This window comes from Ruegeria sp. AD5, from assembly GCF_056542345.1.
Map to the genome: position 1 here is coordinate 917,357 of NZ_JBQFZR010000001.1, position 24,251 is coordinate 941,607.

Annotated in this window: 20 protein-coding genes; 3 read left to right on the forward strand and 17 right to left on the reverse strand. The window is 57.2% G+C overall.

All coding sequences use genetic code 11. The features are described from left to right. Positions 1–13: 13 nt before the first annotated feature. Complete coding sequence (gene rpsG / locus ACR0JG_RS04645) at positions 14–484, reverse strand: 30S ribosomal protein S7 (RefSeq protein WP_010441203.1); 471 nt, start codon at positions 482–484, stop codon at positions 14–16. Positions 485–499: 15 nt separating this feature from the next. Then, positions 500–871: a 30S ribosomal protein S12 gene (gene rpsL / locus ACR0JG_RS04650; protein ID WP_005621086.1), complete on the reverse strand. Its 372-nt coding sequence runs from the start codon at positions 869–871 to the stop codon at positions 500–502. Positions 872–1,230: 359 nt separating this feature from the next. Between rpsL and ACR0JG_RS04655 the strand changes: the two genes are divergently transcribed. Beyond that, positions 1,231–2,085: a putative rhamnosyl transferase gene (locus ACR0JG_RS04655; protein WP_480567820.1), complete on the forward strand. Its 855-nt coding sequence runs from the start codon at positions 1,231–1,233 to the stop codon at positions 2,083–2,085. Here the strand turns inward: ACR0JG_RS04655 and ACR0JG_RS04660 are convergent. From ACR0JG_RS04660 to rplK, 10 genes are all read right to left on the reverse strand, one after another. Beyond that, positions 2,070–2,939: a DMT family transporter gene (locus ACR0JG_RS04660; protein ID WP_480567822.1), complete on the reverse strand. Its 870-nt coding sequence runs from the start codon at positions 2,937–2,939 to the stop codon at positions 2,070–2,072. The genes ACR0JG_RS04655 and ACR0JG_RS04660 overlap by 16 nt on opposite strands. A gap of 129 nt (positions 2,940–3,068) precedes the next feature. Then, positions 3,069–4,142: a PLP-dependent cysteine synthase family protein gene (locus tag ACR0JG_RS04665; protein WP_480567824.1), complete on the reverse strand. Its 1,074-nt coding sequence runs from the start codon at positions 4,140–4,142 to the stop codon at positions 3,069–3,071. Positions 4,143–4,283: 141 nt separating this feature from the next. Continuing rightward, on the reverse strand, positions 4,284–8,525 hold the full coding sequence (gene rpoC / locus ACR0JG_RS04670; protein ID WP_170596850.1) for a DNA-directed RNA polymerase subunit beta': 4,242 nt from the start codon (positions 8,523–8,525) through the stop codon (positions 4,284–4,286). A 50-nt stretch (positions 8,526–8,575) separates the two neighbouring features. After that, positions 8,576–12,712: a DNA-directed RNA polymerase subunit beta gene (rpoB, locus tag ACR0JG_RS04675; RefSeq protein WP_170611190.1), complete on the reverse strand. Its 4,137-nt coding sequence runs from the start codon at positions 12,710–12,712 to the stop codon at positions 8,576–8,578. A 250-nt stretch (positions 12,713–12,962) separates the two neighbouring features. Continuing rightward, entirely contained in the window at positions 12,963–13,337 is a 375-nt protein-coding gene (gene rplL, locus ACR0JG_RS04680; RefSeq protein ID WP_010441182.1) for a 50S ribosomal protein L7/L12, read from the reverse strand. An 80-nt stretch (positions 13,338–13,417) separates the two neighbouring features. Further along, positions 13,418–13,936, reverse strand: a complete 519-nt coding sequence (gene rplJ, locus ACR0JG_RS04685) for a 50S ribosomal protein L10 (RefSeq protein ID WP_010441181.1) — start codon at positions 13,934–13,936, stop codon at positions 13,418–13,420. Between the two features lie 515 nt (positions 13,937–14,451). Next, positions 14,452–15,372, reverse strand: a complete 921-nt coding sequence (locus ACR0JG_RS04690) for a hypothetical protein (protein WP_480567826.1) — start codon at positions 15,370–15,372, stop codon at positions 14,452–14,454. After that, positions 15,369–16,037: a class I SAM-dependent methyltransferase gene (locus ACR0JG_RS04695; RefSeq protein ID WP_480567828.1), complete on the reverse strand. Its 669-nt coding sequence runs from the start codon at positions 16,035–16,037 to the stop codon at positions 15,369–15,371. Before ACR0JG_RS04695 ends, ACR0JG_RS04690 begins: the two co-directional genes overlap by 4 nt. A gap of 304 nt (positions 16,038–16,341) precedes the next feature. Then, positions 16,342–17,040 carry a 50S ribosomal protein L1 gene (rplA, locus tag ACR0JG_RS04700; RefSeq protein WP_010440987.1) on the reverse strand — a complete coding sequence of 233 codons (699 nt, stop codon included), beginning with the start codon at positions 17,038–17,040 and terminating at the stop codon, positions 16,342–16,344. 1 nt (position 17,041) lies between these two features. Beyond that, entirely contained in the window at positions 17,042–17,491 is a 450-nt protein-coding gene (gene rplK / locus ACR0JG_RS04705; protein WP_010440985.1) for a 50S ribosomal protein L11, read from the reverse strand. Between the two features lie 381 nt (positions 17,492–17,872). Between rplK and ACR0JG_RS04710 the strand changes: the two genes are divergently transcribed. Together ACR0JG_RS04710 and ACR0JG_RS04715 are read left to right on the forward strand one after the other, a co-directional pair. Continuing rightward, entirely contained in the window at positions 17,873–19,114 is a 1,242-nt protein-coding gene (locus tag ACR0JG_RS04710; RefSeq protein WP_170398593.1) for a peptidoglycan-binding domain-containing protein, read from the forward strand. A 95-nt stretch (positions 19,115–19,209) separates the two neighbouring features. Then, positions 19,210–20,397 (forward strand): adenylate/guanylate cyclase domain-containing protein, encoded by a 1,188-nt coding sequence (locus ACR0JG_RS04715; protein ID WP_480567830.1) that lies wholly within the window; start codon positions 19,210–19,212, stop codon positions 20,395–20,397. Positions 20,398–20,444: 47 nt separating this feature from the next. Here ACR0JG_RS04715 and nusG read toward each other — a convergent pair whose 3' ends face one another. The 5 genes from nusG to ACR0JG_RS04740 form a co-directional block, all read right to left on the reverse strand. After that, positions 20,445–20,978, reverse strand: coding sequence for a transcription termination/antitermination protein NusG (nusG, locus tag ACR0JG_RS04720; protein ID WP_152459924.1), 534 nt, complete (start codon positions 20,976–20,978; stop codon positions 20,445–20,447). Between the two features lie 192 nt (positions 20,979–21,170). Further along, on the reverse strand, positions 21,171–21,368 hold the full coding sequence (gene secE / locus ACR0JG_RS04725) for a preprotein translocase subunit SecE (RefSeq protein ID WP_170398600.1): 198 nt from the start codon (positions 21,366–21,368) through the stop codon (positions 21,171–21,173). 80 nt (positions 21,369–21,448) lie between these two features. Then, on the reverse strand, positions 21,449–21,607 hold the full coding sequence (gene ccoS / locus ACR0JG_RS04730) for a cbb3-type cytochrome oxidase assembly protein CcoS (RefSeq protein ID WP_074737762.1): 159 nt from the start codon (positions 21,605–21,607) through the stop codon (positions 21,449–21,451). A 5-nt stretch (positions 21,608–21,612) separates the two neighbouring features. After that, complete coding sequence (locus tag ACR0JG_RS04735) at positions 21,613–23,790, reverse strand: heavy metal translocating P-type ATPase (protein ID WP_480567832.1); 2,178 nt, start codon at positions 23,788–23,790, stop codon at positions 21,613–21,615. Positions 23,791–23,792: 2 nt separating this feature from the next. Then, positions 23,793–24,251 carry a FixH family protein gene (locus tag ACR0JG_RS04740; RefSeq protein ID WP_170406514.1) on the reverse strand — a complete coding sequence of 153 codons (459 nt, stop codon included), beginning with the start codon at positions 24,249–24,251 and terminating at the stop codon, positions 23,793–23,795.

Consider the following 24,251-nt stretch of genomic DNA (forward strand, 5'->3'; position numbering starts at 1 on the left):
TAAGCCTCTCGGATTACCAACGATAATGGCTGAAGGCTTTGTTCGCCTCGGCCATCTTGTGGGTGTCTTCGCGTTTCTTGACGGCAGTACCGCGGGACTGAACGGCGTCCAGCAGCTCGCCTGCAAGGCGCTCTTCCATGGTGTTTTCGTTGCGGCCGCGCGCAGCAGTGATCAGCCAGCGGATGGCCAGTGCTTCGCGGCGCTCAGGGCGCACTTCGACCGGAACCTGATAGGTTGCACCACCAACGCGGCGCGAGCGAACCTCGACCGACGGTTTGATGTTGTCGAGCGCTTCGTGGAACACTTCGACAGGAGCGCGCTTTACCTTGTTCTCAACGCGGTCAAACGCGTTGTAAACGATTCGCTCTGCGACCGACTTCTTGCCGTCGATCATCAGGTTGTTCATGAATTTGGTTAGTACCTTGTCGCCAAATTTGGCGTCAGGCAGGACTTCGCGTTTTTCGGCGGCGTGACGACGTGACATATCAGCCTCTCCTTCTTACTTGGGACGCTTCGCGCCGTATTTCGAACGGCGTTGCTTACGGTCTTTGACGCCCTGAGTATCCAGAACACCGCGCAGGATGTGGTAACGCACACCGGGAAGGTCTTTCACACGGCCGCCACGGATCAGAACAACCGAGTGTTCCTGCAGGTTGTGGCTTTCACCGGGGATGTACGAGATCACCTCGAACCCGTTGGTCAGGCGCACTTTGGCAACCTTACGCATAGCCGAGTTCGGCTTCTTTGGTGTGGTGGTGTACACGCGGGTGCAGACGCCGCGTTTCTGCGGGCACTGCTCCAGGTGCATGGACTTCGAGCGTTTTACTTTGGGCTGCCGCGGTTTGCGGATCAGCTGTTGAATAGTTGGCATTCCGGTTTCTTCCCCGTTTTGCAACACACATGACATGCACGCGCGTTGCGTGCGGTTAAATTCGCTGCACTCATGCGTCCACAAGCGCAAAACCCGCGAGCGTTCCCATTCCGAGGTGAACGTCGCGGTTTGTTATCAGAGGGCGCGAACGATAAAAGTGTCCGGGCCTTGACCAGTTCATTACTGAAATCGGTTATGGGGCGGCCCCCGGTACCGAGATGTCGCGCGTATTAAGGGGAGTCGGCCCGAGTGTCAACAGCCCAGCGGGAAAGGCGTGTTGTACATAAGAGCTCCGGCCGTCTATCAGGAACTAATGGAGATTACCACTGCGCCGACACATTGCAGCACTTCGGCACCGGATGCATAGTGAGCATGCCCTGCAAACCATTGGATGCCCCATGCAAGTCTTTGGCCTGTGCCGATTTTCATTCCCTGCTCTGGGCGATTTCCAGATCGAACATGACACGGTCGCAGATCGGCGCGCCCATCTCTACAACCCTGCTCGTCTGGAAGAGCGGTTCCGCCTGTTCGAATCTGTGACGTTGCCCAGCTTTCGCGCGCAGACAGATGGGGACTATCAGCTTCTGGTCGTTGTTGGGGACTGTCTGCCGCGAAAGGCGCTCGGCCGGCTTAAGGACCTCACCGCTGACATCAAGCAGGTACGAATTGTCCAAAGACCCGTCGAACCAAGCCAGAAACACCGGCAGGTCATGAAACGAATCCTTCAGGAAGCGCGTTCAAATCCGGACCGGCCCTGTCTTCAATTTCGCCATGATGACGACGACAGCATTTCGATTAATTTCATCGAAAGACTGCGCGAGTCCGCCGATGATGTTGCCGGGCTGATTGGAAAAAATCAGGCCATAGGCCTCGATTTCAACAACGGATACCAGGCCTGCTTTGGGCCGAATGGGGTTCGGGCGGCACAAGTCTACAAATCTCTGCTTGGGGTGGGCTTGGGCATGCTTATCGCGGGCGGGTGCGCCCACACGATCATAAGTTTTACCCACAACCGGATCGGGCGTTTCATGCCAGTGGTCAGTTATCCTGATCGCCCGATGTGGATCAGGACATTGAACAACTCCAACGACTCGCCGCGCGCTGAAAAGCAGAAGGCGCAGCTTGCGCCGATCACGCCCGAAATCGAGACCGATTTTGCCACGCGTTTCGCGCTAAACCCCGGTTTCGTACGTTTGCCTCACTTCTCCGCCTGACGCGACCGTTCGCGAAACAGAGTGAACATCCCTGCCCCAACTACCAATGCACCACCCAGCATTGTGATCGCGTCCGGCCAGTCACCAAACACAGCCCACCCCAGTCCCAGTGCCCAAAGCAGGCTGGAATAGCGAAATGGCGCAACAAAACCGACCTCGCCCACGCGCATCACCATGACACTGAACAGATAGCCTATCAGAACAAAGACCGCAGCGCTGGCGATCATCGCTCCAGATGCGGTCGAGACCGGCACCCATCCTTCAAACGTGGAGACGATGATCGCTGCCAATGTGATAGTGAGGGATGTCGCCAGTGTTACCACCATAGAAGGTACTTCGGCTGACATTCGGCGGGTGATCAAATCGCGAACTGTAACGGAAGCAACCGCAATCAATGCGTAAATCGCATAGATGCTGAACCCTTCAGGACCGGGCCGAACGATCAACAACATACCGACGAACCCAAGCGCAATTGCAGCAATACGCCTCCATCCAATTACTTCACCGAAGAATAAGGCAGCACCCAAAGTCACGGTCAGCGGCAACGCCTGTAGAACTGCCGTAACGTTGGCAAGCGGCATGTGCATCAGAGCCGTTAAAAAGAAGATGGTCGCCGCCAACTCTGCCAGGCAACGTAATGCGATAAGCCATTTGTCATGGAGGGGAAAATTCAGGTGAAGCGCCCCAAGATAACGGGCCATTATCAACACAAGGACTGTCGCCAAAACTCCGCGCATGGTCACAAGTTGGAACAGAGGCAGATCTTGCCCCACCACTTTCACCAACGCATCATTGACGGTAAAGGCCACCATGCTGCCCATCATCAGCAGCGCGCCTTTAACGTTAGGACTCATTTAATCAACACCCGGTCTTCAATATATCGCCGTACTCACTGTTCAATCGATCACGAAGTCAATATGCGCCGGACAATCCTGTAGTAATAGTTCCGACGAGCTACACAAACTGTCGACTTTTCAGTCGTTTCAATCTGTCATCTGGGCGGAAGGCGTAGATTTCGAGATCTCGATCTCATCATCCGTCATCTCCTCTTCTACGCCATCAAACAATGGGGTCGAAAGGTAACGCTCGCCCGTATCTGGTAACATTACCAACATGACGGAACCTTCCGGCGCAGTCTCGGCCAGTTTCATCGCGACCGCAAAGGTCGAGCCACCAGAAATACCGGTAAATATCCCCTCTTCCGCGGCCAAACGGCGCGACCATGCAATACCGTCGCTACCGGGAACGGGAATCAACTCATCATAGTACGAGTTATCAATGGCCTCCTGCAGAACCCACGGAATGAAATCAGGCGTCCAACCCTGTATCGGATGCGGTTCGAAGTTCGGGTGGCTCTCGGTCGGCTGGTGTATTTCATTGCGCGTGTTCACATATCCTGACGACACAATGGCTGCGTTGGCAGGCTCTGTCAGTATGATCTTGGTCTCAGGGCGCGCTTTTCTAAGAGCCCGGGCCACGCCCGAGACGGTCCCACCAGTGCCATAGCCCGTAACCCAATAATCCAGATTATGCCCGTCAAAATCACCCAAGATTTCCCTCGCGGTGGTATTTTCGTGAATATCGGCATTGGCTGCGGTTTCGAACTGGCTGGCCAGGAACCAGCCGTTCTGCTCGGCCAATTCCTTGGCTTTTGTATACATGCCGAACCCCTTTTGCGCGCGCGGTGTCAGGACAACTTTTGCCCCCAAAAACCTCATCAGCTTGCGTCGCTCGACCGAGAAACTGTCGGCCATCGTCACAACCAAGGGATAGCCTTTGGCCGCACAGACCATCGCCAGCCCGATACCGGTATTCCCCGAGGTCGCCTCAACTACTGTCTGACCGGGTTTTAAGCTACCGTCGCGTTCTGCCGCTTCGATGATGTTGAGGGCAAGGCGATCCTTGACAGAACTGGCCGGGTTAAATGCTTCGAACTTCACATAGACCGTCACGTTTGAGGGCGCGATCCTGTTTATTCGTATGCTTGGCGTGTCTCCGACGGTGTCCAAAATACTGTCATACAGACGCTTTCGCCCATGCGTTTGACGAGTTGTCATTGCGGCCCCCTCCTCTGTTGACGAAAGCATGCCACAAACCGGGTCACATTAGTAACTATCTTTGTGAGAGTTCGCCTCGGAGCGCTCACAACAAGAAAGGCCCCGCGAAATCGCGGGGCCTTTCTTAGTTATTGAGGGTGCCTATTCGCGGCTTTCCGGTGTTTCCACCAGAACGTCCAGCTCATCACCGACCATGTCGTCGTCGAAGGTCGGAGCGGCCAGAGCAGCGGCTGCTTCGGCCTCTTCCCGGCGGGCTTCGATAACCACGTTGTCACGCGACTGCGCGATGTGGCGGACGGCCTGAGTGGCCCCACCGGTCCCGGCGGGGATCAGTCGACCAACGATTACGTTCTCTTTCAGGCCAACCAGCTTGTCTTTCTTGCCCTGAACCGAGGCTTCGGTCAGCACGCGGGTGGTTTCCTGGAACGACGCCGCCGAGATGAACGAACGCGTCTGCAGCGAAGCTTTGGTGATCCCCAGAAGGATCGGCTCACCCTGAGCCGGACGACCGCCACGCGAGATAGTCTTCTCGTTGGCTGCGTCGAACTCTTGCTTGTCGACATGTTCGCCTTTCAGCAGGGTGGTGTCACCTGAATCCAGGATCTCCCACTTCTGCAGCATCTGGCGCACGATGACTTCGATGTGCTTGTCGTTGATCTTCACGCCCTGCAAGCGGTAGACGTCCTGCACCTCGTCGATCATGTAATCCGCCAGCGCTTCGACACCCATGATGGACAGGATGTCATGCGGAGCCGGGTTACCGTCCATCAGGTATTCACCCTTCTGGATGAAGTCCCCTTCGGCGACCGGGATGTGCTTGCCCTTGGGTACCATGTATTCGATGGTCTCCATGGACTCGTCAGCCGGTTCGATGCTGATGCGGCGCTTGTTCTTGTAGTCGCGGCCAAAGCGCACGTAACCATCGGCTTCTGCGATGATCGCGTGATCTTTCGGACGACGGGCTTCGAACAGTTCGGCCACACGTGGCAGACCACCGGTGATGTCCTTGGTCTTGGCGCCTTCACGCGGGATACGCGCAACAACGTCACCGGCTTCGATGGTCTGACCATCTTCGACGGACAGGATCGCATCCACCGACATCGGATAGTGAACCGGGTTGCCCGCATCGTTGCGGACCGGCTCGCCATCTTCACCAACCAGAATGATCTCGGGCTTGAGGTCGCTGCCTTTGGGGGCCGCGCGCCAGTCGATCACGATCTTCTGGGTCATGCCGGTTGCATCGTCGGTCTCATCCCGGACCGCAAGGCCCGAAACAAGGTCGACATATTTCGCGGTACCGGCTTTCTCGGCGATGATCGGCAGGGTGTAGGGATCCCATTCGAACAGCTTGTCGCCACGAGCAACCTTGGTGCCGTCCCTGACGAACAGCTTGGAGCCATAGCCCAGCTTGTGGCTGGCACGCTCTTCGCCGTGTTCGTCGCTGATCACCAGCTTCATGTTCCGGCCCATAACGAGGCTTTCGCCTGCGGCATTGACCAGAATCTGCGGGTTCTCGAAGGAAACGACGCCTTCCTGGCTGGCTTCCTGGAACGACTGCTGACCACCTTGCGCAACACCACCGATGTGGAAAGTACGCATCGTCAGCTGCGTACCGGGTTCACCAATGGACTGCGCGGCGATGATGCCGACAGCCTCACCTGTGTTCACCATCGTGCCGCGTGCAAGGTCACGACCGTAGCAGGTGGCGCAGACGCCTTCCTCGGACTCACAGGTCAGAGGCGAGCGGATGCGCATCGACGCAACACCAGCTTCGTCAATGGTGTCCGCCATGCGTTCGTCGATCAACTGACCAGCGGCCACGATCACCTCATCGGTGCCCGGACGCAGAACATCGTCAGCCGCCACACGACCCAGCACACGTTCGGCCAGCGAGGCAACAACCTCACCGTCATTCACGGCGGCTTCGGCTGTGATCGCACGCTCAGTACCACAGTCGATCTCGCGAACGATGCAGTCCTGTGCGACGTCCACCAGACGACGGGTCAGGTAACCCGAGTTCGCCGTCTTCAGAGCGGTATCCGACAGACCCTTACGGGCACCGTGGGTCGAGTTGAAGTACTCGAGAACGGTCAGACCTTCTTTAAAGTTCGAGATAATCGGCGTCTCGATGATGTCACCGTTCGGCTTGGCCATCAGGCCACGCATACCGCCCAGCTGTTTCATCTGAGTGACCGAGCCACGCGCACCGGAGTGGGCCATCATGTAGACCGAGTTCGGCTCCTGATCCGACCCGTCTTCGGCCTTGGCAACGTCAGAGATGGTGCTCATCATCGCTTCGGTGACGCGGTCGTTACACTTCGACCAGGCATCAACAACTTTGTTGTACTTTTCGCCCTGAGTGATCAGGCCGTCCATGTACTGCTGTTCAAAGTCCTTCACCTGACCGCGGGTGTCATCAACGATGCCCCACTTGTCATCCGGGATGACCATGTCGTCCTTACCGAACGAGATGCCCGCCTTGAACGCTTCTTTGAAGCCCATCGACATGATCTGGTCACAGAAGATAACCGACTCTTTCTGACCGCAGTAACGGTAGACGGTGTCGATCACCTGCTGCACTTCTTTCTTCCGCAGCAGGCGGTTGACCAGCTCGAACGGGGCTTTGTTGTTCATCGGCAGCAATGCACCCAGACGCAGACGGCCCGGAGTGGTTTCATAGCGCTTCTGAACTTCGTTGCCTTCGTCGTCGATCTGCGTGATCCGCGCGGTGATTTTCGAGTGCAGATGCACCTCACCGGCGTCCAGCGCGTGCTGAACTTCTTCGATCGAACCGAAGACCTTGCCTTCGCCCGGCATGCCTTCGCGTTCGAGGGTCACATAGTACAGACCCAAGATCATATCCTGCGACGGAACGATGATCGGTGCACCGTTTGCAGGCGACAGAACGTTGTTCGTCGACATCATCAGAACACGCGCTTCCAGCTGCGCCTCAAGGCTTAGCGGGACGTGAACGGCCATCTGGTCCCCGTCGAAGTCGGCGTTAAAGGCCGAGCAGACCAGCGGGTGCAGCTGGATGGCTTTACCTTCGATCAGAACCGGCTCGAACGCCTGAATGCCAAGACGGTGCAGCGTCGGCGCACGGTTCAGCATGACAGGATGTTCGCGGATCACCTCGTCGAGGATATCCCACACTTCGGGACGTTCTTTCTCGACCAGTTTCTTCGCTTGCTTAACAGTCGAAGACAGACCCTTGGCTTCAAGGCGCGAGTAGATGAACGGCTTGAACAGCTCCAACGCCATCTTCTTGGGCAGACCACACTGGTGCAGTTTGAGTTCCGGACCGGTCACGATGACCGAACGGCCCGAGAAGTCGACGCGCTTACCAAGAAGGTTCTGACGGAAGCGGCCCTGCTTGCCTTTCAGCATGTCCGACAGCGATTTCAGCGGACGCTTGTTGGCGCCGGTGATCACGCGGCCACGACGGCCGTTGTCGAACAGAGCGTCCACGGATTCCTGCAACATCCGCTTTTCGTTGCGGACGATGATGTCAGGCGCGCGCAGTTCGATCAGACGCTTCAGACGGTTGTTCCGGTTGATGACGCGGCGATACAGATCGTTCAGATCCGAGGTCGCGAAACGGCCACCATCCAGCGGGACCAGCGGACGCAGTTCCGGTGGAATGACCGGGATCACGGTCATCACCATCCATTCAGGCCGGTTGCCCGACTCGAGGAAGGATTCAACAACCTTCAGACGCTTGATGATCTTTTTGGGCTTCAACTCGCCGGTTGCTTCGGCCAGATCAGCGCGCAGCTGCTCGGCTTCGGCTTCCAGATCGATCTGTGCCAGCATCTCGCGGATGGCTTCGGCACCGATATTCGCGGTGAACGCATCCATGCCATAGGCATCCTGCGCGTCCATGTACTCTTCTTCAGTCAGCATCTGGCCGTAGGTCAGGTCAGTCAGACCGGGCTCGATGACGACATAGTTTTCAAAGTACAGAACGCGTTCCAGATCACGCAGCGTCATGTCCAGCATCAGACCGATGCGGGACGGCAGCGATTTCAGGAACCAGATGTGTGCGACGGGCGCGGCCAGTTCGATATGGCCCATACGCTCGCGGCGGACTTTCTGCAGGGTGACTTCCACACCGCATTTCTCGCAGACAACGCCGCGATATTTCATCCGCTTATATTTGCCGCACAGACATTCGTAATCTTTGATCGGGCCAAAGATACGCGCGCAGAACAGACCGTCACGCTCGGGCTTGAACGTGCGGTAGTTGATGGTTTCGGGTTTCTTGATCTCGCCATAGGACCAAGACAGGATTCGCTCGGGCGACGCCAGCGAGACCTTGATCTCGTCAAAGACCTTCGGGGGCGTCAGCGGGTTGAACGGGTTGTTGGTGATTTCCTGGTTCATTTGTTACCTCAAATCTTGCGGAAGGGGGGACGGGAGAAAGGGCTGCGCCCTCACTCCTCAACCTCCGCATCCAGGAGTTCCATATTCAGGCCGAGGCCACGGACTTCTTTCACCAGAACGTTGAACGATTCCGGTACGCCCGCTTCAAAGTTATCCTCGCCCTTGACGATCGACTCATAGACCTTGGTCCGGCCGGCGACGTCATCCGATTTCACGGTGAGCATCTCCTGCAGGGTGTAGGCGGCGCCGTATGCTTCCAGAGCCCAGACTTCCATCTCACCAAAGCGCTGACCACCGAACTGCGCCTTACCACCCAGCGGCTGCTGGGTAACCAGGCTGTACGGCCCGGTCGAACGCGCGTGGATCTTGTCGTCCACCAGGTGGTGCAGTTTCAGCAGGTACTTGATGCCCACGGTCACCGGACGCGCGAATTGCTCACCGGTGCGCCCGTCGAACAGAACCGACTGACCGCTTTCCGAGAAGCCTGCACGCACCAGCGCGTCGTTGACGTCAGCCTCTTTGGCCCCGTCAAAGACCGGGGTCGCAATCGGAACACCGCGGGTCACGTTGCCCGCAGCCTCGATCAGGCCATCCTCGTCCAGACCTGTGATGCCTTCTTCGTAGACATTTTCGCCATAGGCCAGCTTCATCGCTTCGCGTACCGGGGTCAGATCGCCGGACCGGCGGTATTCACCCAAAGCGTCGTCAATGTTCAGACCCAGACCGCGTGCGGCCCAACCCATGTGGGTTTCAAGGATCTGACCGACGTTCATACGCGAAGGCACACCCAGCGGGTTCAGACAGAAGTCAACCGGAGTACCATCGGCCAGGAACGGCATGTCTTCCATCGGAACAACCTTGGAGATCACACCTTTGTTCCCGTGACGACCGGCCATCTTGTCGCCCGGCTGCAGCTTACGCTTCACGGCGATGAAGACTTTGACCATCTTCATCACACCCGGCGGCAGGTCGTCGCCACGGCGGACTTTCTCGACCTTGTCCTCGAAACGGGCGTCCAGAGCACGCTTTTGCACTTCGTACTGCTCGTTCAGAGCCTCGACGATCTGTGCGTCCTGCTCGCCTTCCAGCGCCAGCTGCCACCACTGACCACGGGTCAGGGTTTCCAGCAGATCCTCGGTGATCACCGACCCTGCCTTGACGCCTTTCGGGCCTTTGACAGCGGTTTTACCCAGGATCAGGCCTTGCAGACGCGCATAGATGTTGCGGTCAAGGATCGCCAGCTCGTCGTCCCGGTCACGGGCCAGACGTTCGACTTCCTCACGCTCGATCTGCAGCGCACGCTCGTCTTTCTCGACGCCGTGACGGTTGAAGACGCGAACCTCAACAACCGTACCGTAATCGCCCGGCTTCACGCGCAGCGAGGTGTCGCGCACGTCTGATGCTTTCTCACCAAAGATGGCGCGCAGCAGCTTTTCTTCCGGTGTCATCGGGCTTTCGCCCTTCGGAGTGATCTTGCCGACCAGAATATCGCCCGGCTCAACATCCGCGCCGATGTAAACGATGCCAGCCTCGTCGAGGTTGCGCAGCGCTTCTTCACCGACGTTCGGGATGTCGCGGGTGATCTCTTCCGGGCCCAGCTTGGTGTCACGGGCGGCGACTTCAAATTCCTCGATATGGACCGAGGTAAAGACGTCGTCACGCGCGATACGTTCCGAGATCAGGATCGAGTCTTCGTAGTTGTAACCGTTCCACGGCATGAACGCGACGACCACGTTTTTACCAAGGGCCAGTTCACCCATATCGGTCGACGGACCGTCGGCAATGACCTCGCCCTTCTGCACGGTGTCACCCACCTTGATCAGCGGACGCTGGTTGATGCAGGTGTTCTGGTTCGAACGCTGGAACTTGCGCAGACGATAGATGTCAACGCCAGCATCGCCGAGTTCCAGATCCTCGGTGGCGCGGATAACGATACGCTGGGCATCGACTTGGTCGATGATACCGGCGCGTTTCGCCTGAATTGCAGCGCCCGAGTCGATCGCAACCTTTTCCTCGATTCCGGTACCGACCAGCGGAGCCTCGGCCCGCAGCAGCGGAACCGCCTGACGTTGCATGTTCGAGCCCATCAGAGCGCGGTTGGCGTCGTCATTCTCAAGGAATGGGATCAGCGATGCAGCAACCGAGACCAGCTGTTTCGGCGACACGTCGATCAGGTCCACATTCTCGCGCGGGGCGAGGGTGTAGTCACCGGCCTGACGGGTCGAAACCAGATCGTTGATGAACTTGCCATCGGCATCCAGCGTCGCGTTCGCCTGCGCCACGGTGTGACGCATTTCTTCGGTCGCGGACATGTAGTGTACCTCATCGGTCACCTCGGCGTCTTTGACGACGCGGTAGGGTGTTTCGATGAAGCCATACTTGTTCACGCGGGCAAAGGTGGCCAGCGAGTTGATCAGACCAATGTTCGGACCTTCGGGCGTTTCAATCGGGCACATCCGACCATAGTGGGTCGGGTGTACGTCGCGCACCTCAAAGCCCGCACGCTCACGCGTCAGACCACCCGGGCCAAGCGCCGAGAGACGGCGTTTGTGGGTGACTTCCGAAAGCGGGTTGGTCTGGTCCATGAACTGCGACAGCTGCGATGAGCCAAAGAATTCACGAACAGCAGCCGCAGCTGGTTTCGCATTGATCAGGTCCTGCGGCATGACGGTGTCGATCTCGACCGACGACATACGCTCTTTGATCGCGCGCTCCATGCGCAGCAGGCCAACGCGGTACTGATTTTCCATCAGTTCGCCGACCGAACGCACACGACGGTTGCCGAGGTGGTCGATATCGTCCACGTCGCCTTTGCCGTCACGCAGTTCCACCAGCGCCTTGATGCAGGCCACGATGTCTTCGCGGCGCAGCGTGCGCAGCGTATCCGGCGCGTCCAGAGCCAGACGCATGTTCATCTTCACACGACCAACGGCGGACAGGTCATAGCGCTCGCTGTCGAAGAACAGGGTGTCGAACAGAGCCGACGCAGCCTCGACGGTGGGAGGCTCGCCCGGACGCATGACGCGGTAGATGTCCATCAGCGCGCTTTCACGGTTCAGGTTCTTGTCCTGAGCCATGGTGTTGCGCATGTAGGGGCCAACGTTGACGTTGTCGATGTCCAGAACCGGGATGTCGGTGATGCCCGCATCCATCAGGTCCTTGACAGTGCCGCCGATCAGGTCGCCGTCTTTATCATACTCCAGGGTCAGCTCATCACCGGCTTCGACATAGATCGCGCCGTTTTCTTCGTTGATGATGTCCTTGGCGACATACTTGCCGACGATGTTGTCGAAGGGCACCAGCAGGTCGGTAACAGCACCTTCGTCGATCAGCTTCTTGACCGCGCGCGGGGTGACTTTCTTGCCCGCTTCGGCAATCACTTCGCCCGATTTCGCGTCGATCAGATCATATGTCGGACGGGTGCCGCGCACACGCTCGGGGAAGAAGGGCGTAACCCAGCCTTTCTTCTTGTCCAGCTTGTAGGACACGGTGTTGTAATACGCGTCCATGATCGCTTCCTGATCCAGACCCAGCGCATAAAGCAGGGTTGTCACAGGCAGTTTGCGACGACGGTCGATACGGGCGAACACGATGTCCTTGGCGTCGAACTCAAAGTCCAGCCAGCTGCCGCGATACGGGATGATGCGGCAGGCAAACAGCAGCTTGCCCGAGGAATGGGTCTTGCCCTTGTCGTGATCAAAGAACACACCGGGCGAGCGGTGCATCTGGCTGACGATCACGCGCTCGGTGCCGTTCACGATGAACGTGCCGTTCGGTGTCATCAGGGGCATGTCGCCCATGAACACGTCCTGTTCTTTGATGTCCTTGACCGATTTGGCGCCGGTGTCCTCATCGACATCAAACACGATCAGGCGCAGTGTGACCTTCAGCGGCGCGCTGTAGGTCATGTCGCGCTGCATGCACTCTTCGACGTCGTATTTGGGTTTTTCCAGATCGTATTTCACGAACTCCAGAACGGAGGTTTCGTTGAAATCCTTGATCGGGAAAACCGACTGGAACACACCTTTGATGCCTTCGCCGTCTGTGGGCTGTTCTGCATCGCCGGAGCGCAGGAAAAGATCATAAGAAGATTTCTGCACCTCAATGAGGTTCGGCATCTCCAGCACTTCGCGGATTTTGCCGTAATATTTACGAAGACGTTTCTGGCCAAGGAACGTTTGAGCCATGTCAGATGTCACCTTTCGATGTTCTCAGCGGGCAAAGACACCGTCGGGCCCCGGCATCTTGCACAATCGAGACGACACGTCCGGATCAATTCGTGACCACCGTCCCGAAGGTGGCCTCCCGATCCGAAAACCGTGTCTTAGAAAACGCCCCAGACAATGAGGCCCTTTCTAAGACAGGTTCGGCTGGACCCGGATTTCTCCGGACCCAGCCAAATTTTGCGGCGCATCAGCGATGCACCTGTCGGTTGGCTTAGGCCAGCTCGACTTCGGCGCCAGCTGCTTCCAGCTTGCCTTTGACTTCCTCGGCTTCGTCTTTCGACACGCCTTCTTTGATCTTGCCGCCAGCTTCGACCAGCTCTTTGGCTTCTTTCAGGCCCAGACCGGTGATGCCGCGAACTTCTTTGATCACGTTGATTTTCGAAGCGCCGGCGTTCTTCAGAACGACGTCGAATTCGGTTTTTTCTTCCTCAGCTGCGCCACCGGCGTCGCCACCAGCTGCAACCATTACGGCGCCGCCAGCTGCGGGCTCGATGCCGTATTCGTCTTTGAGGATGGTTTTCAGTTCTTGTGCTTCCAGCAGGGTCAGACCCACGATGCTTTCTGCGAGTGCTTTCAGATCAGCCATTGTATTAGCTCTTTCCGTTTTACAGTGTGTGTTCCAACGTCAGGGTGGTTCCCCTACGCAGATCATTCAGTGCCAACCGCTTACGCAGCTTCCGCCTTCTCTTCGATGGTGGAAAGGATGCTTGCGATGTTGCTTGCAGGTGCGCCAATCGCGCCGGCGATGTTCGAAGCAGGTGCGCCAATGCAGCCAACGATCGAAGCAATAAGCTCTTCACGAGACGGCATTTTCGAAACTGTTTCGACGCCTTTGCGGTCCAGAGCGTTCTCGCCCATTGCACCGCCGAGGATCTCAAAATTCTTGTTATCCTTGGCGAAGTCCTCGGCCACCTTGGCAGCTGCCACGGGGTCCTCGGAATAGGTCAGAACGGTCATCCCTGTCAGCAGGTCGGCCATGCTTTCACACGGCTTACCCTCAAGGGCGATTTTGGCGAGCCTGTTCTTGGCAACACGCACGGCACCACCCGCGTCACGAGCACGTGCGCGAAGGTCCTGCATCTCGGCAACTGTCAGACCGGCGTAGTGCGAAACCACTACGACGCCAGAGCTTTCGAAGATTTGGCCGAGTTCCTCGACCACTTTCTCTTTCTGGGCTCTATCCACAGTTCTCTCCAAGTTAGGGGCGATATCTCACCCCGGCTCATATTTGCCGCAGCTTTCGCTCCGGCGTTCAGGTCCGTTGTTACGGGATGGGCCAAAATGCGCCCGAGGATCGTGACCCTCAGAATTCTTTGGTCTTACCCGTCTCAGGCAGGGAATTAAGGGGCCAGATGGACCCACCCACCGTCTTGGACGAAACAAAATAAAGCGCACGACGAATCGCACGCTTTATTCCGTGGCTCTAATTAGGACAGATGGGCCGGGTTTCCAAGGGGTAAATTTAGGTGACTCGCGTCTTCTGCGCAGAGGAAGCCACATAGCTGGAAATGTTCTGAGACCTCTTGGTTATTGGGAAACAAGCCGACATTAAGGCTTGCAGAATTCGCTGCGCACAAACCATAGCCTCACCCCTGCCGCGACAAAGCGCATATCCCTACATTGATCTGGTCAGGCATACCCCTGACTTACCCCCTTGGCACAAATGTGATTGCAACTTGAGGGCCTATGGCGCGGCGCTTTCAACTGATACTAAAGTCGCGCTGACACAAAGGTGCAAACTTACGGCGCGCCCGTCGCCAATGGAAATGAAAAAGCGGGTCCGGTATCCGCCAATTGTTACCGTAACTTTGGGCCAGCAATGCAGGCGCGTCCTGTGGCAGCATTATTTCACCACCGTTAAGCGATTTGAGTGGGAAAATCGTGCTTTCCGGCAGATCATCAAGTGAGTACGGATACACGCTAAAGCGCCCGTTTTCCGTCCATGCCGGAAACAGATCGATATCAATACCCAAGTTATTTTTGACTTTGAAGATAGGTATGCTGTTTTTCAGCGAATTGTCATCCAAGCAATCGCTGTCCAGCAACTTTCGCTGATAATCAGCCCATTTTTCTGCGACGCCTTCAAGCGTGGACTCACCCAAATACACCGCAAAATCGACATCGTCATCGTGACCGATCAATCCACCCTCGCGAACATGACCCAACAATGCGCCAGCGTACAGCATGATCGGCTTTCCTAAACGGATTACGGGTTCAAGCTCGGCGTCAAGTTTTGAAAAGATATCATCGCCAGTCTTTTCCCCGAATGTTCTGTTATAGCCATGCGGTGTAATGAAATCGGGGTATAGCGTCTGCTTCACGCGCTCAAAGAACGAGGCAAAGCGCGCTTCCTTACCCTGATCCGCATATCGAGTTTCCATATGCTTCAGCCTACCGTGCGTCCGGGCAGGCTTTGTTCTCCCATGGCAGCAAAGAAGGATGAAAATCTCTTCCCAATCATCAAGGAGTGCCTGGTTTTCTAAGCGCTTTATTGGTTCCTTTAGCGAATTAACGGCCAGGCGCGTTTTACGAGGCCGTGGTAGTGCAGTTTGGGCCGCAGCATGCTTGAAAACATGCTCACGAAGTAAGGCAAGCTCCTTGATTACTTCTGCTTCAGTCATGGTGTTTTTTCATAGATCGCGCGGGCGACGATCGCATCTTCTGTTTTATATTTTGCGAAGCCTCCGCCTTCTACACCATAGCATTTTCGGAATTCGGAGGCTTCCATTTTGGCATCCAGATCCGTCGCACTTACGTAACGCCGGAAATGCGGCGCCGCTATTTTCGTTGTGGCGCGGTCCGCCAACGTTCGATATTCGAACGCCACGACATCGCCAGGCCTGCACCCGCTCCGCAGCGCACGGATCAGAGCATCCTCTTCATCATCTGTGATCGCATGCAAAAAGAACCGAGCGTAAACGCAAACGGTTTCAGATCGTCGCTCGGACAACACCCGTTCAACCAATCCATCTTTGAGATTGGTCCGAACAAATTCAAGATCGTCTCCGCCCTGCTTTTGTGCATGCTTTTGCGCTGACGCAATCGCTGCCTCAGACGCATCCATGCCGGTCACTTTGAACCCGTGTCGCGAAAAGAAAAAACTGTCACGGGCATTCCCACACCCTACGTCAATGACATGTGACTGCCGATCAATCTCATTTCCCACAAACGCTGCGAATTGCGACGGCAAGGTAAGCTCCCATGACCCTGCCGATTTCGCATAAAATTGGTCCCAAAAGGCGCGTCGATCTTCTGGAAGTGATTTCTGACGAATATTTTGGTTCATTGATGGGTATTCTCTAACAGCTACTACACGACAATGGGGGAACTGTGTCAGACCGCAACCCCCAGTTCAATCGCTTCTTTAGCCACTGCTGCTGAGGCATTGAATCTATGTTTGTGCGTGCCGCTGCTTTTTAGTCAGCATAGCTATAACCGGGTTCGAAATTGGCAACACTTCAGGATTTCATTTGTGGTGCAAGCACCCACGCTATCACAAAACTACAGCCCGTTTCTCATATGGCACGCGACAAAAATCCCGGGCAGTTCTCACTACCCGGGATCAAGTACTCACAGCTTGACGCTAAGGCTTATTCGCCCGCAGCAGCCGCCACGTCCAGAGTCACACCCGGGCCCATGGTCGAGCTCAGCGCGATTTTCTTCATATAGGTGCCTTTGGCGCCCGACGGCTTGGCCTTGGCCACAGCCGAGATGAAGGCGCGGACGTTTTCAACCAGCTTGGCTTCGTCGAACGACGCTTTGCCAACACCGGCGTGCACAACGCCGCCTTTTTCCGCCTTGAACTGAACTTCACCGCCCTTGGCTGCTTCCACGGCGGCTTTCACGTCCATGGTCACGGTGCCAACTTTGGGGTTCGGCATCAGGTTGCGAGGGCCCAGAACTTTACCCAGACGACCGACGATCGGCATCATGTCCGGGGTTGCAATGCAGCGATCGAATTCGATGGTGCCGCCCTGAATGGTTTCCATCAGATCTTCCGCGCCAACGATATCTGCGCCCGCTTCTTTCGCTTCGTCTGCCTTGGGGCCACGAGCAAATACAGCAACGCGCATCGCTTTGCCGGTACCGTTCGGCAGGCCAACAACGCCGCGAACCATCTGGTCCGCGTGACGGGTGTCAACGCCGAGGTTCAGAGCGATCTCGATGGTCTCGTCGAATTTTGAGGTTGCGTTGCCTTTGACCAGGGAAACAGCTTCTTCGACCGACAGGTTTTCCTTGCCAGCGACAGCTTCGCGCGCAGCGCGGGTACGTTTACCGAGTTTTGCCATCTTACTTCACCTCGATGCCCATAGAGCGGGCCGAGCCCAGGATGATCTGCATTGCGCCTTCGACGTCGTTGGCGTTCAGATCTTTCATTTTGGCTTCGGCGATTTCACGAACCTGCTTCGAGGTTACGGTTGCCACGGTCTCACGACCTGGGTTTTCCGCACCACGAGGGCGGTTACGCTTGCCGACCGGCTTCAGACCAGCCGCTTTTTTCAGGTAGTAAGACGCGGGCGGCGTCTTGATGTCCATGGTGAAGGACTTGTCCTGATAGTAGGTGATCACGGTCGGGCACGGAGCGCCGGGCTCCATGTCTGCGGTCTTGGCGTTGAACGCCTTGCAGAATTCCATGATGTTGATGCCGCGCTGACCCAGCGCCGGACCAACTGGCGGCGACGGGTTCGCCTGACCTGCAGGAACCTGCAGCTTCATTGTACCAGCAAGCTTCTTGGCCATTTGGTTTTCCTTTCAACTTAGGTGAAACGCGTTTCACCCAGACTATGTTGCGTGGTCCGATCCGGGATCGCGATCCCAGCAACCTCCCACGAGAGAATCTCGCCCGAAGACGATAGGGGCGGCACTTACAGCGGAACGGCGGGGTTGGCAAGTGGCCTGCCCTGCTCTCACACATCGAATCAAGCCCCCAAGTGGGTCTCATACGCTCACGGCGTACAGATCGTTACTAACAAGGTGCGACTGACAACTCTTAAGAAATTAATATCAATGCAGAATCCGCGCGGTGGTTGCGGGATGGTCGGGTTTCCGCCACCCCCCTCACCTCAATACTCGCAGCTGTGCTATACTCGACGAAATTAGTATTTTTGGTGGAGGTTAATTATGATCATTCGTTTACTAATAACAGTTGGCATCGCGCTGTCATTTGCGGCGTCTTCTCCTCAGACCGCACGGGCCGATGCTGGCGAGATACTGGGCGGTGCTGTGGTTGGTGGCGTCATCGGCTACGCTATCGGCCGGGATCAGCAGAGAAAACAGCAGGCCCGGACGAGGTCAACAACAACACGCACCTATCGCCCCGGAATTCCGTCGACCACACAAGGGGCGCAAACCCAGACCGCGCTCAACTATTTCGGCTACAATGCGGGTCGCGTTGATGGTCAAGTCGGTCGTGGCACACGGTCTGCGATCGAACGCTATCAGGTCTCGATGGGCTACCCTGTGAATGGCTATGACTTCCAGCCCTATCAGCGCGACTTCCTGATGCAGGCCTATTACTGGGCGACAAGCGGCGGTCAGACGACAACCCAACTCGCAGGCCAACCGCTTTTGATGGAATACCGTCGGCAGATACAAACCGGCTCTGCCCTGGCTGCTGCCCCTCAGGCACCAGCACAAGCCCCAGCAACCACGATTCCGGTTGTGGTTCCTCAAGCTCAGGAACCAGAGCCCGAGGCCAATACAACTGAAACAGCCTCTGCCAGCCTGCCAAGCCTGTTTTCCGGCGGGACCGGCGGCCCATCGCTGGCCAATCGGTGTAGCGGGGTGATGCTGCAGACCTCAACCAACGGGGGCTACACGACACTGTCAAATATGACGGATGCCGATTTTGCCCTCAGCGAACAGTTCTGCCTTGCTCGCAGCTATGCAATGGCGCGTGGCGAAGATCTGATGGCGGATATCCAGGGGCTGACGCCGGATCAGGTGAGCGCACAATGCGACTCGTACGGTGAAATGTTGGCACCGCAAGTTGATGCGCTGTCGATCAGCTCAAAGGCAGAAGCTGAAACCCAGGTACGCAAGCTTGCGCTGGACTCGGGCCTCAGCCCCGCTGATCTTGCCGCGACAAGCAAGGTCTGTCTGTCGATGGGCTACCGTCAGGACAACATGGACACGGCAGTCGGTTCCGCATTGATGCTAGTCGCGATGGGTGAGCCTGCCTATGGAGAGTTGATCGGCCACCACCTGCGCGAAGGCTTTGGTGTGCAACAGCGTCGCGATCTTGCGATGCAGTGGTACGATGCGAGCCTTTCGGCGTTGGATGCCGGTTCGCAGGCCGTCTTCCTGCCATCCCAGACCGACCGCCCGCAACTGTTGCGAGCCGCTATGGTTCAAGCGCAGTAAGTCGCGCACTCAGTCGTTTCAGCCTCTGCGAAGCTGATACAAATAACGCCGCGGTGTCAGTTTGCATCGCGGCGTTCTATATTGAGGGTGCCATTATGCCGACCCCACCGGAACCGATCTCAAAACAGGACAAGATCGACGCTTTGATCGAGTGGATGGTTGACGGTGCCCGCCCAGCTGGAAATGCGGTCGATATCATCGAAGGTATCTGTACCCGTCTGCTGGATGCCGGTGTCGCCATCGACCGGTTCGGTTTGTTCATCTGGACGCTGCATCCCAATCTGATGGGTCGACGTTTCCTGTGGAAAGCGGGCGCTGGCGTTGATCGTGTCGACGCGCCGTCTCAATTGTTCACCGAGGCGATCTACACCGATAACCCCCTTCCGCATGTGATTGAGCGTCAGCAACCCATCCGCCGCCATCTGGAAGATCCCAACTGCCCCGAGGATTACATCATTGTCGGAGAATTGCGCGAGCAGGGCTTCACCGATTATCTGGCGCAACCGCTGATCTATCTCAACGGCGATACCCATGTCTGCACTTGGTCAAGTGCCACGCCCGGTGGGTTTTCAGAGAGTGATCTGGCGATCCTGAACCGGGTTCGCGGTCCGCTCGCCCGCCTGACCGAGACCTATATGCTGCGGCTCGACGCGACCTACCTGCTGTCGACCTATGTCGGCCGCAACAGTGGCGCCCACATTCTGGACGGTAAAGTACATCGCGGTGATGGCAGCAAAATCGAGGCCGTTATCCTGTTTGCGGATCTCAAGGGATTTACCCGCCTTTCGAATTCGGTTTCCGGCGATACGCTGGTCCGGCTGCTGAATGACACGTTTGATTGCCTTGTCCCGTCGGTCATGGACCACGGCGGAGAGATTCTGAAGTTCATGGGCGACGGCTTTTTTGCCATCTTCCCAACCAGCACGGATCTTCCGCCAAAGGTGCAGATTCAGGCCGCCATCGCAGCGGTGCGCGAGGGTGTGGCGTCGCTGGCCGAGGCCGATTTCCAGCACAAGCTAGGCGTACGGACTGCGATCCATCATGGTCGCTTCCACTATGGAAATGTAGGTGGTGGGGATCGGCTGGATTTCACGGCCATCGGTCCCGACGTCAATTTGGCGGCTAGACTTGTAGCGGCGGCCACAGACTTGGATTGCGACCATGTCCTTTCGGATACAGCCGCAGCATTTCTCCCGAAACTCTGCGAACCGGTCGGAACTGTATCAATTAAAGGTTTTGGTGAGGATCAAACTGTCTGGCAGATGAGCACGCCCCAAACGTAAAAAGGGTGCCCATAAGGCACCCCAAACGATGGTTCGATGGAAACCAATCAGCTCTGCTTGGTGACCTGCGTAAAGTCCAGCTCGACCGGTGTTTCTCGGCCAAAGATCGAAACCGAAACTTTCAGTTTCTGGTTCTCGTCGTCCACACCTTCGACCATGCCGTCGAAATCCTCGAACGGGCCGTCGTTGACCTTGACCTTCTCGCCGACCTCGAAGCTGATCATCAGCTTGGGCGCTTCTTCACCTTCCTGAACGCGGTTGAGGATCTGGTTCACCTCGGCGTCGCGCATCGGCATCGGGCGGCCCTGAGGGCCCAGGAAGCCGGTAACGCGATTGATCGAGTTGATCAGGTGATAGCCCTGATCCGACATTTCCATGTGTACCAGCACGTAACCCGGCATAAAGCGACGTTCGGTGGTGACCTTCTTGCCCCGGCGCACTTCGATCACCTCTTCGGTGGGCACCAGAACCTCGTCGATATCGTCTTCAAGGCCCTGCTCAGCCACCGACGTGCGGATCTGCTCTGCGATCTTCTTTTCGAAATTCGAAAGAACGCTGACCGAATACCACCGTTTCGCCATGAACCTGTCGTCCTTGTTTGCCTTTGGGCTGCGACGCATCGCGCCCTTCGTTGAAATCCTATTGCGTCACCCGGAATAAAAAGCGGCGCGCAGCCCGATTCGCCGCACGCCCATTCCGAATAGTCATGTCACCTACTCTGACATCGCAAGCTGTGCAAGGGGGCAGTCGCGTTTCAGCTTGCCCAAACCGGCTTAGCTAAACGCGCCGAGTACCAGTTGCAGACCGCCGCGAATGCCCAGATCAACCAGCGCAAAGAACACAGCCGTCAGCGCAGCCATGATGAACACCATGACCGTGGTCAACAGCACCTCACGACGGGTCGGCCAGACGACCTTTGCGACTTCGGCGCGGACCTGCTGAATGAACTGGATCGGGTTTAAGGTTGCCATGAGGCTACAATCTCTCTTCTAGCGGATGGGCCGGACATAGCCGGGCATTGCGGCAATTTCAAGGGCTGTTGACGCCTCTGTCAGGGCTTGGGCTTGTCATCCCATTCGTCGCTTAGGATACGGCGCGCATCGCCTTCCGGATCCTCATACTGGTTCGAGCGGACCGTGTAGATAAACGCAACCAAGCCAACCCCGCCCAAAAGCAGGGAAATCGGGATCAGATAGGCAAGCACTTCCATCAGAGTTACCTCAGCCGCAAGGCGTTCAGCGAAACAGTAATCGACGAGGTCGACATCGCCAATGCCGCAATAAGGGGTGTCGCCAACCCGGCAACGGCCAGCGGGACCGCGATGATGTTATAGACAGTGGCGATCCGGAAATTCTCGCGAATCCGACGCGTCGCCCTGACGGCTGTATCGCAAGCCTCAGCGATCGGGGACAGATCATTGCCCAGTAGCACGATATCCGACGCCACCCGCGCAGCATCCAAGGCGCTGGCCGGAGAAATCGAGACATGCGCCGCCGCCAATGCCGCCGTATCGTTCAGCCCATCGCCGACCATCAGAACGTGCCGACCCTGATCGCTTAGTTCCTGCACTTTGGCAGCTTTGTCTTGAGGCAAGGCCTGGGCGATCCAGTTCTCAATGCCAAGCTTGCCCGCCAAGGCCTGAACCGCGCCTTCCGTATCGCCGGAAATCAGGATGACGTCTTTGCCTGCCGCACGGAAAGCCGCGACCGCCTCGGCAGCGCCTGCGCGCAGACTGTCGGTAAAAGTAAAGCGCGATGGCGTCCGCGATTCGATTGCGAGCCAGGCTGCGGTCTGCTCACCATCTTCGCCGCCGACCCAGGCCGCTCGACCCAGCCGGACCTGCTGATCACGGTAAACGCCCTCAGTGCCATATCCCGGCACCTCAACAACATCGTGCAACTTGGCAGGCTTGATCCCGGCTTCACGCGCAGCCTTTGCAAGGGCAAGAGACAAGGGGTGCGAAGACGCTTCGGCCAATGCCAGAGCCACTTGCAAATCGGTACGCGAATGATCACCAAGATTGGTCAACTCAGGCGCACCGGATGTTAGGGTGCCGGTCTTGTCAAATACCACAGTATCCACTTCGGCCAGCCGTTCTAACGCGGTCGCGTGTTTGATCAGCATGCCACTGCGGAACAATCGGCCTGATGCTGCAGTGGTTACCGCCGGCACTGCCAAGCCCAGCGCGCAGGGACATGTGATGATCAAAACCGCCGCAGCGATATTCAGCGCCGTCCGGATATCGCCCGAATAAATATACCATCCTAAGAAGCTGAGCGCGGACAGTATATGCACCCCCGGCGCATAAAGCTTGGCCGCCTTGTCTGCCAGCGAGGTATACCGTGATCGGCCCGATTCAGCGATGGCTACCAGATCCGCCATACGGTGCAGCGAGGTATCTTCCCCGACTGCCGTCGCACGGATGGTCAGAGGGCCGGTCAGGTTAACCTCACCAGCACTGACGTTCAGCCCGGCCTCGGCAAAGACCGGGAGGGTTTCCCCGGTCAGCAGCGACCGGTCCAACTCGGACTGGCCCGAGATGATTTCGCCATCCACTGGCATACGCCCTCCGGGGCGCACCAGAATCAGATCACCCACGTTAAGGCTCGCCACCGCCACTTCCGCTTCGGTCCCATCCACTAGCCGGATGGCGCGCGGGACCTCCAGCGCGGTTAGTTCTTCGGCAGCCGAACGTGCCGCGGCACGGGTGCGATAGTCCAAATACCTGCCCGCTAGCAGGAAGAATGTCAGGGTCAAAGCCGCGTCGAAATAAGCATGTTCACCGCTGAGTGCAGTTTCCCAAAGCGACGTGACCAGAGCCAGCAGTATCGCCAAAACAATCGGCACATCCATATTCAACCGGCGTACGCGCAGAGCGCTCCAGGCGTTGGAAAAGAAAGGCTGGGCCGAGAATGCGATTGCAGGCAGCGCAATCGCCGCCGATATCCAATGGAACATGTCGCGCGTCGCATCGGTGGCGCCGGACCAGACCGACACCGATAACAGCATCACGTTCATCGAAGCAAAACCCGCCACTGCCAACCGCATCAGCAGATCGCGCCCGGCCTTATCGGTTTGCGTAACCGAAAGCGCACCCGGATCCAGTTCGTGGGCTTCAAAGCCAGCGCGCTCCAACACCGGGATCAGATCATCGGCGCGCGTATCCGGTGCCGCCTTGATCATCGCGCGTTTCAGCGTGAGATTGACCCGCGCGTCTTCAACGCCGGGATGGGCATTCAACTCACGCTCGACCGTAGAGATGCAGGCCGAGCAGTGGATGCCCGGCAGCGACAGCGCTATCTGCACATCCTCTGGGATTGGCCGCGCCGCTTCCGCCGGGGCTGCGATGCAGCCAGGACAGGCTGCCCGAGATGGAGTGGCTTGCGCAACCATCTCTAACCTTTCACATACAGGGGCACACGTTGCGCGAACTCGGCACCATCTTTTGCTTTGGCCACAAGGCGAATGTTCCAGTTCCCTTCGCCCAGGGCAGCCGGAGCGGCATAGGCGATGCCATCAAAAGTAAAGTCCGGCGAGAAGTCTTCCTTCACATGGGTGGCGCGCCCCACCACGGCCTGCAGATCTGCCACTTCAACAGGGGAACCGGTCTGATCGGTTATGTATAGCACCAGCAGCCCTCCGGTCAGCTCGGCCTTGATGTTCCAACCCAGGGCCTGCTGTTCCTTCAAACGTTCATTGAACTCCTGGCTGGCTACATAGGAGTTCTTCACCTCAAGCCCCGGAAAGGTCTTGATTGCACTATAAGCCAAGACGAGGTTCACCGTGATGATCACGCCAAAGGCCGCGACAAATACCGCCAATGCGTGTTTGCCTGTGAATTGACGTTCCGCCAT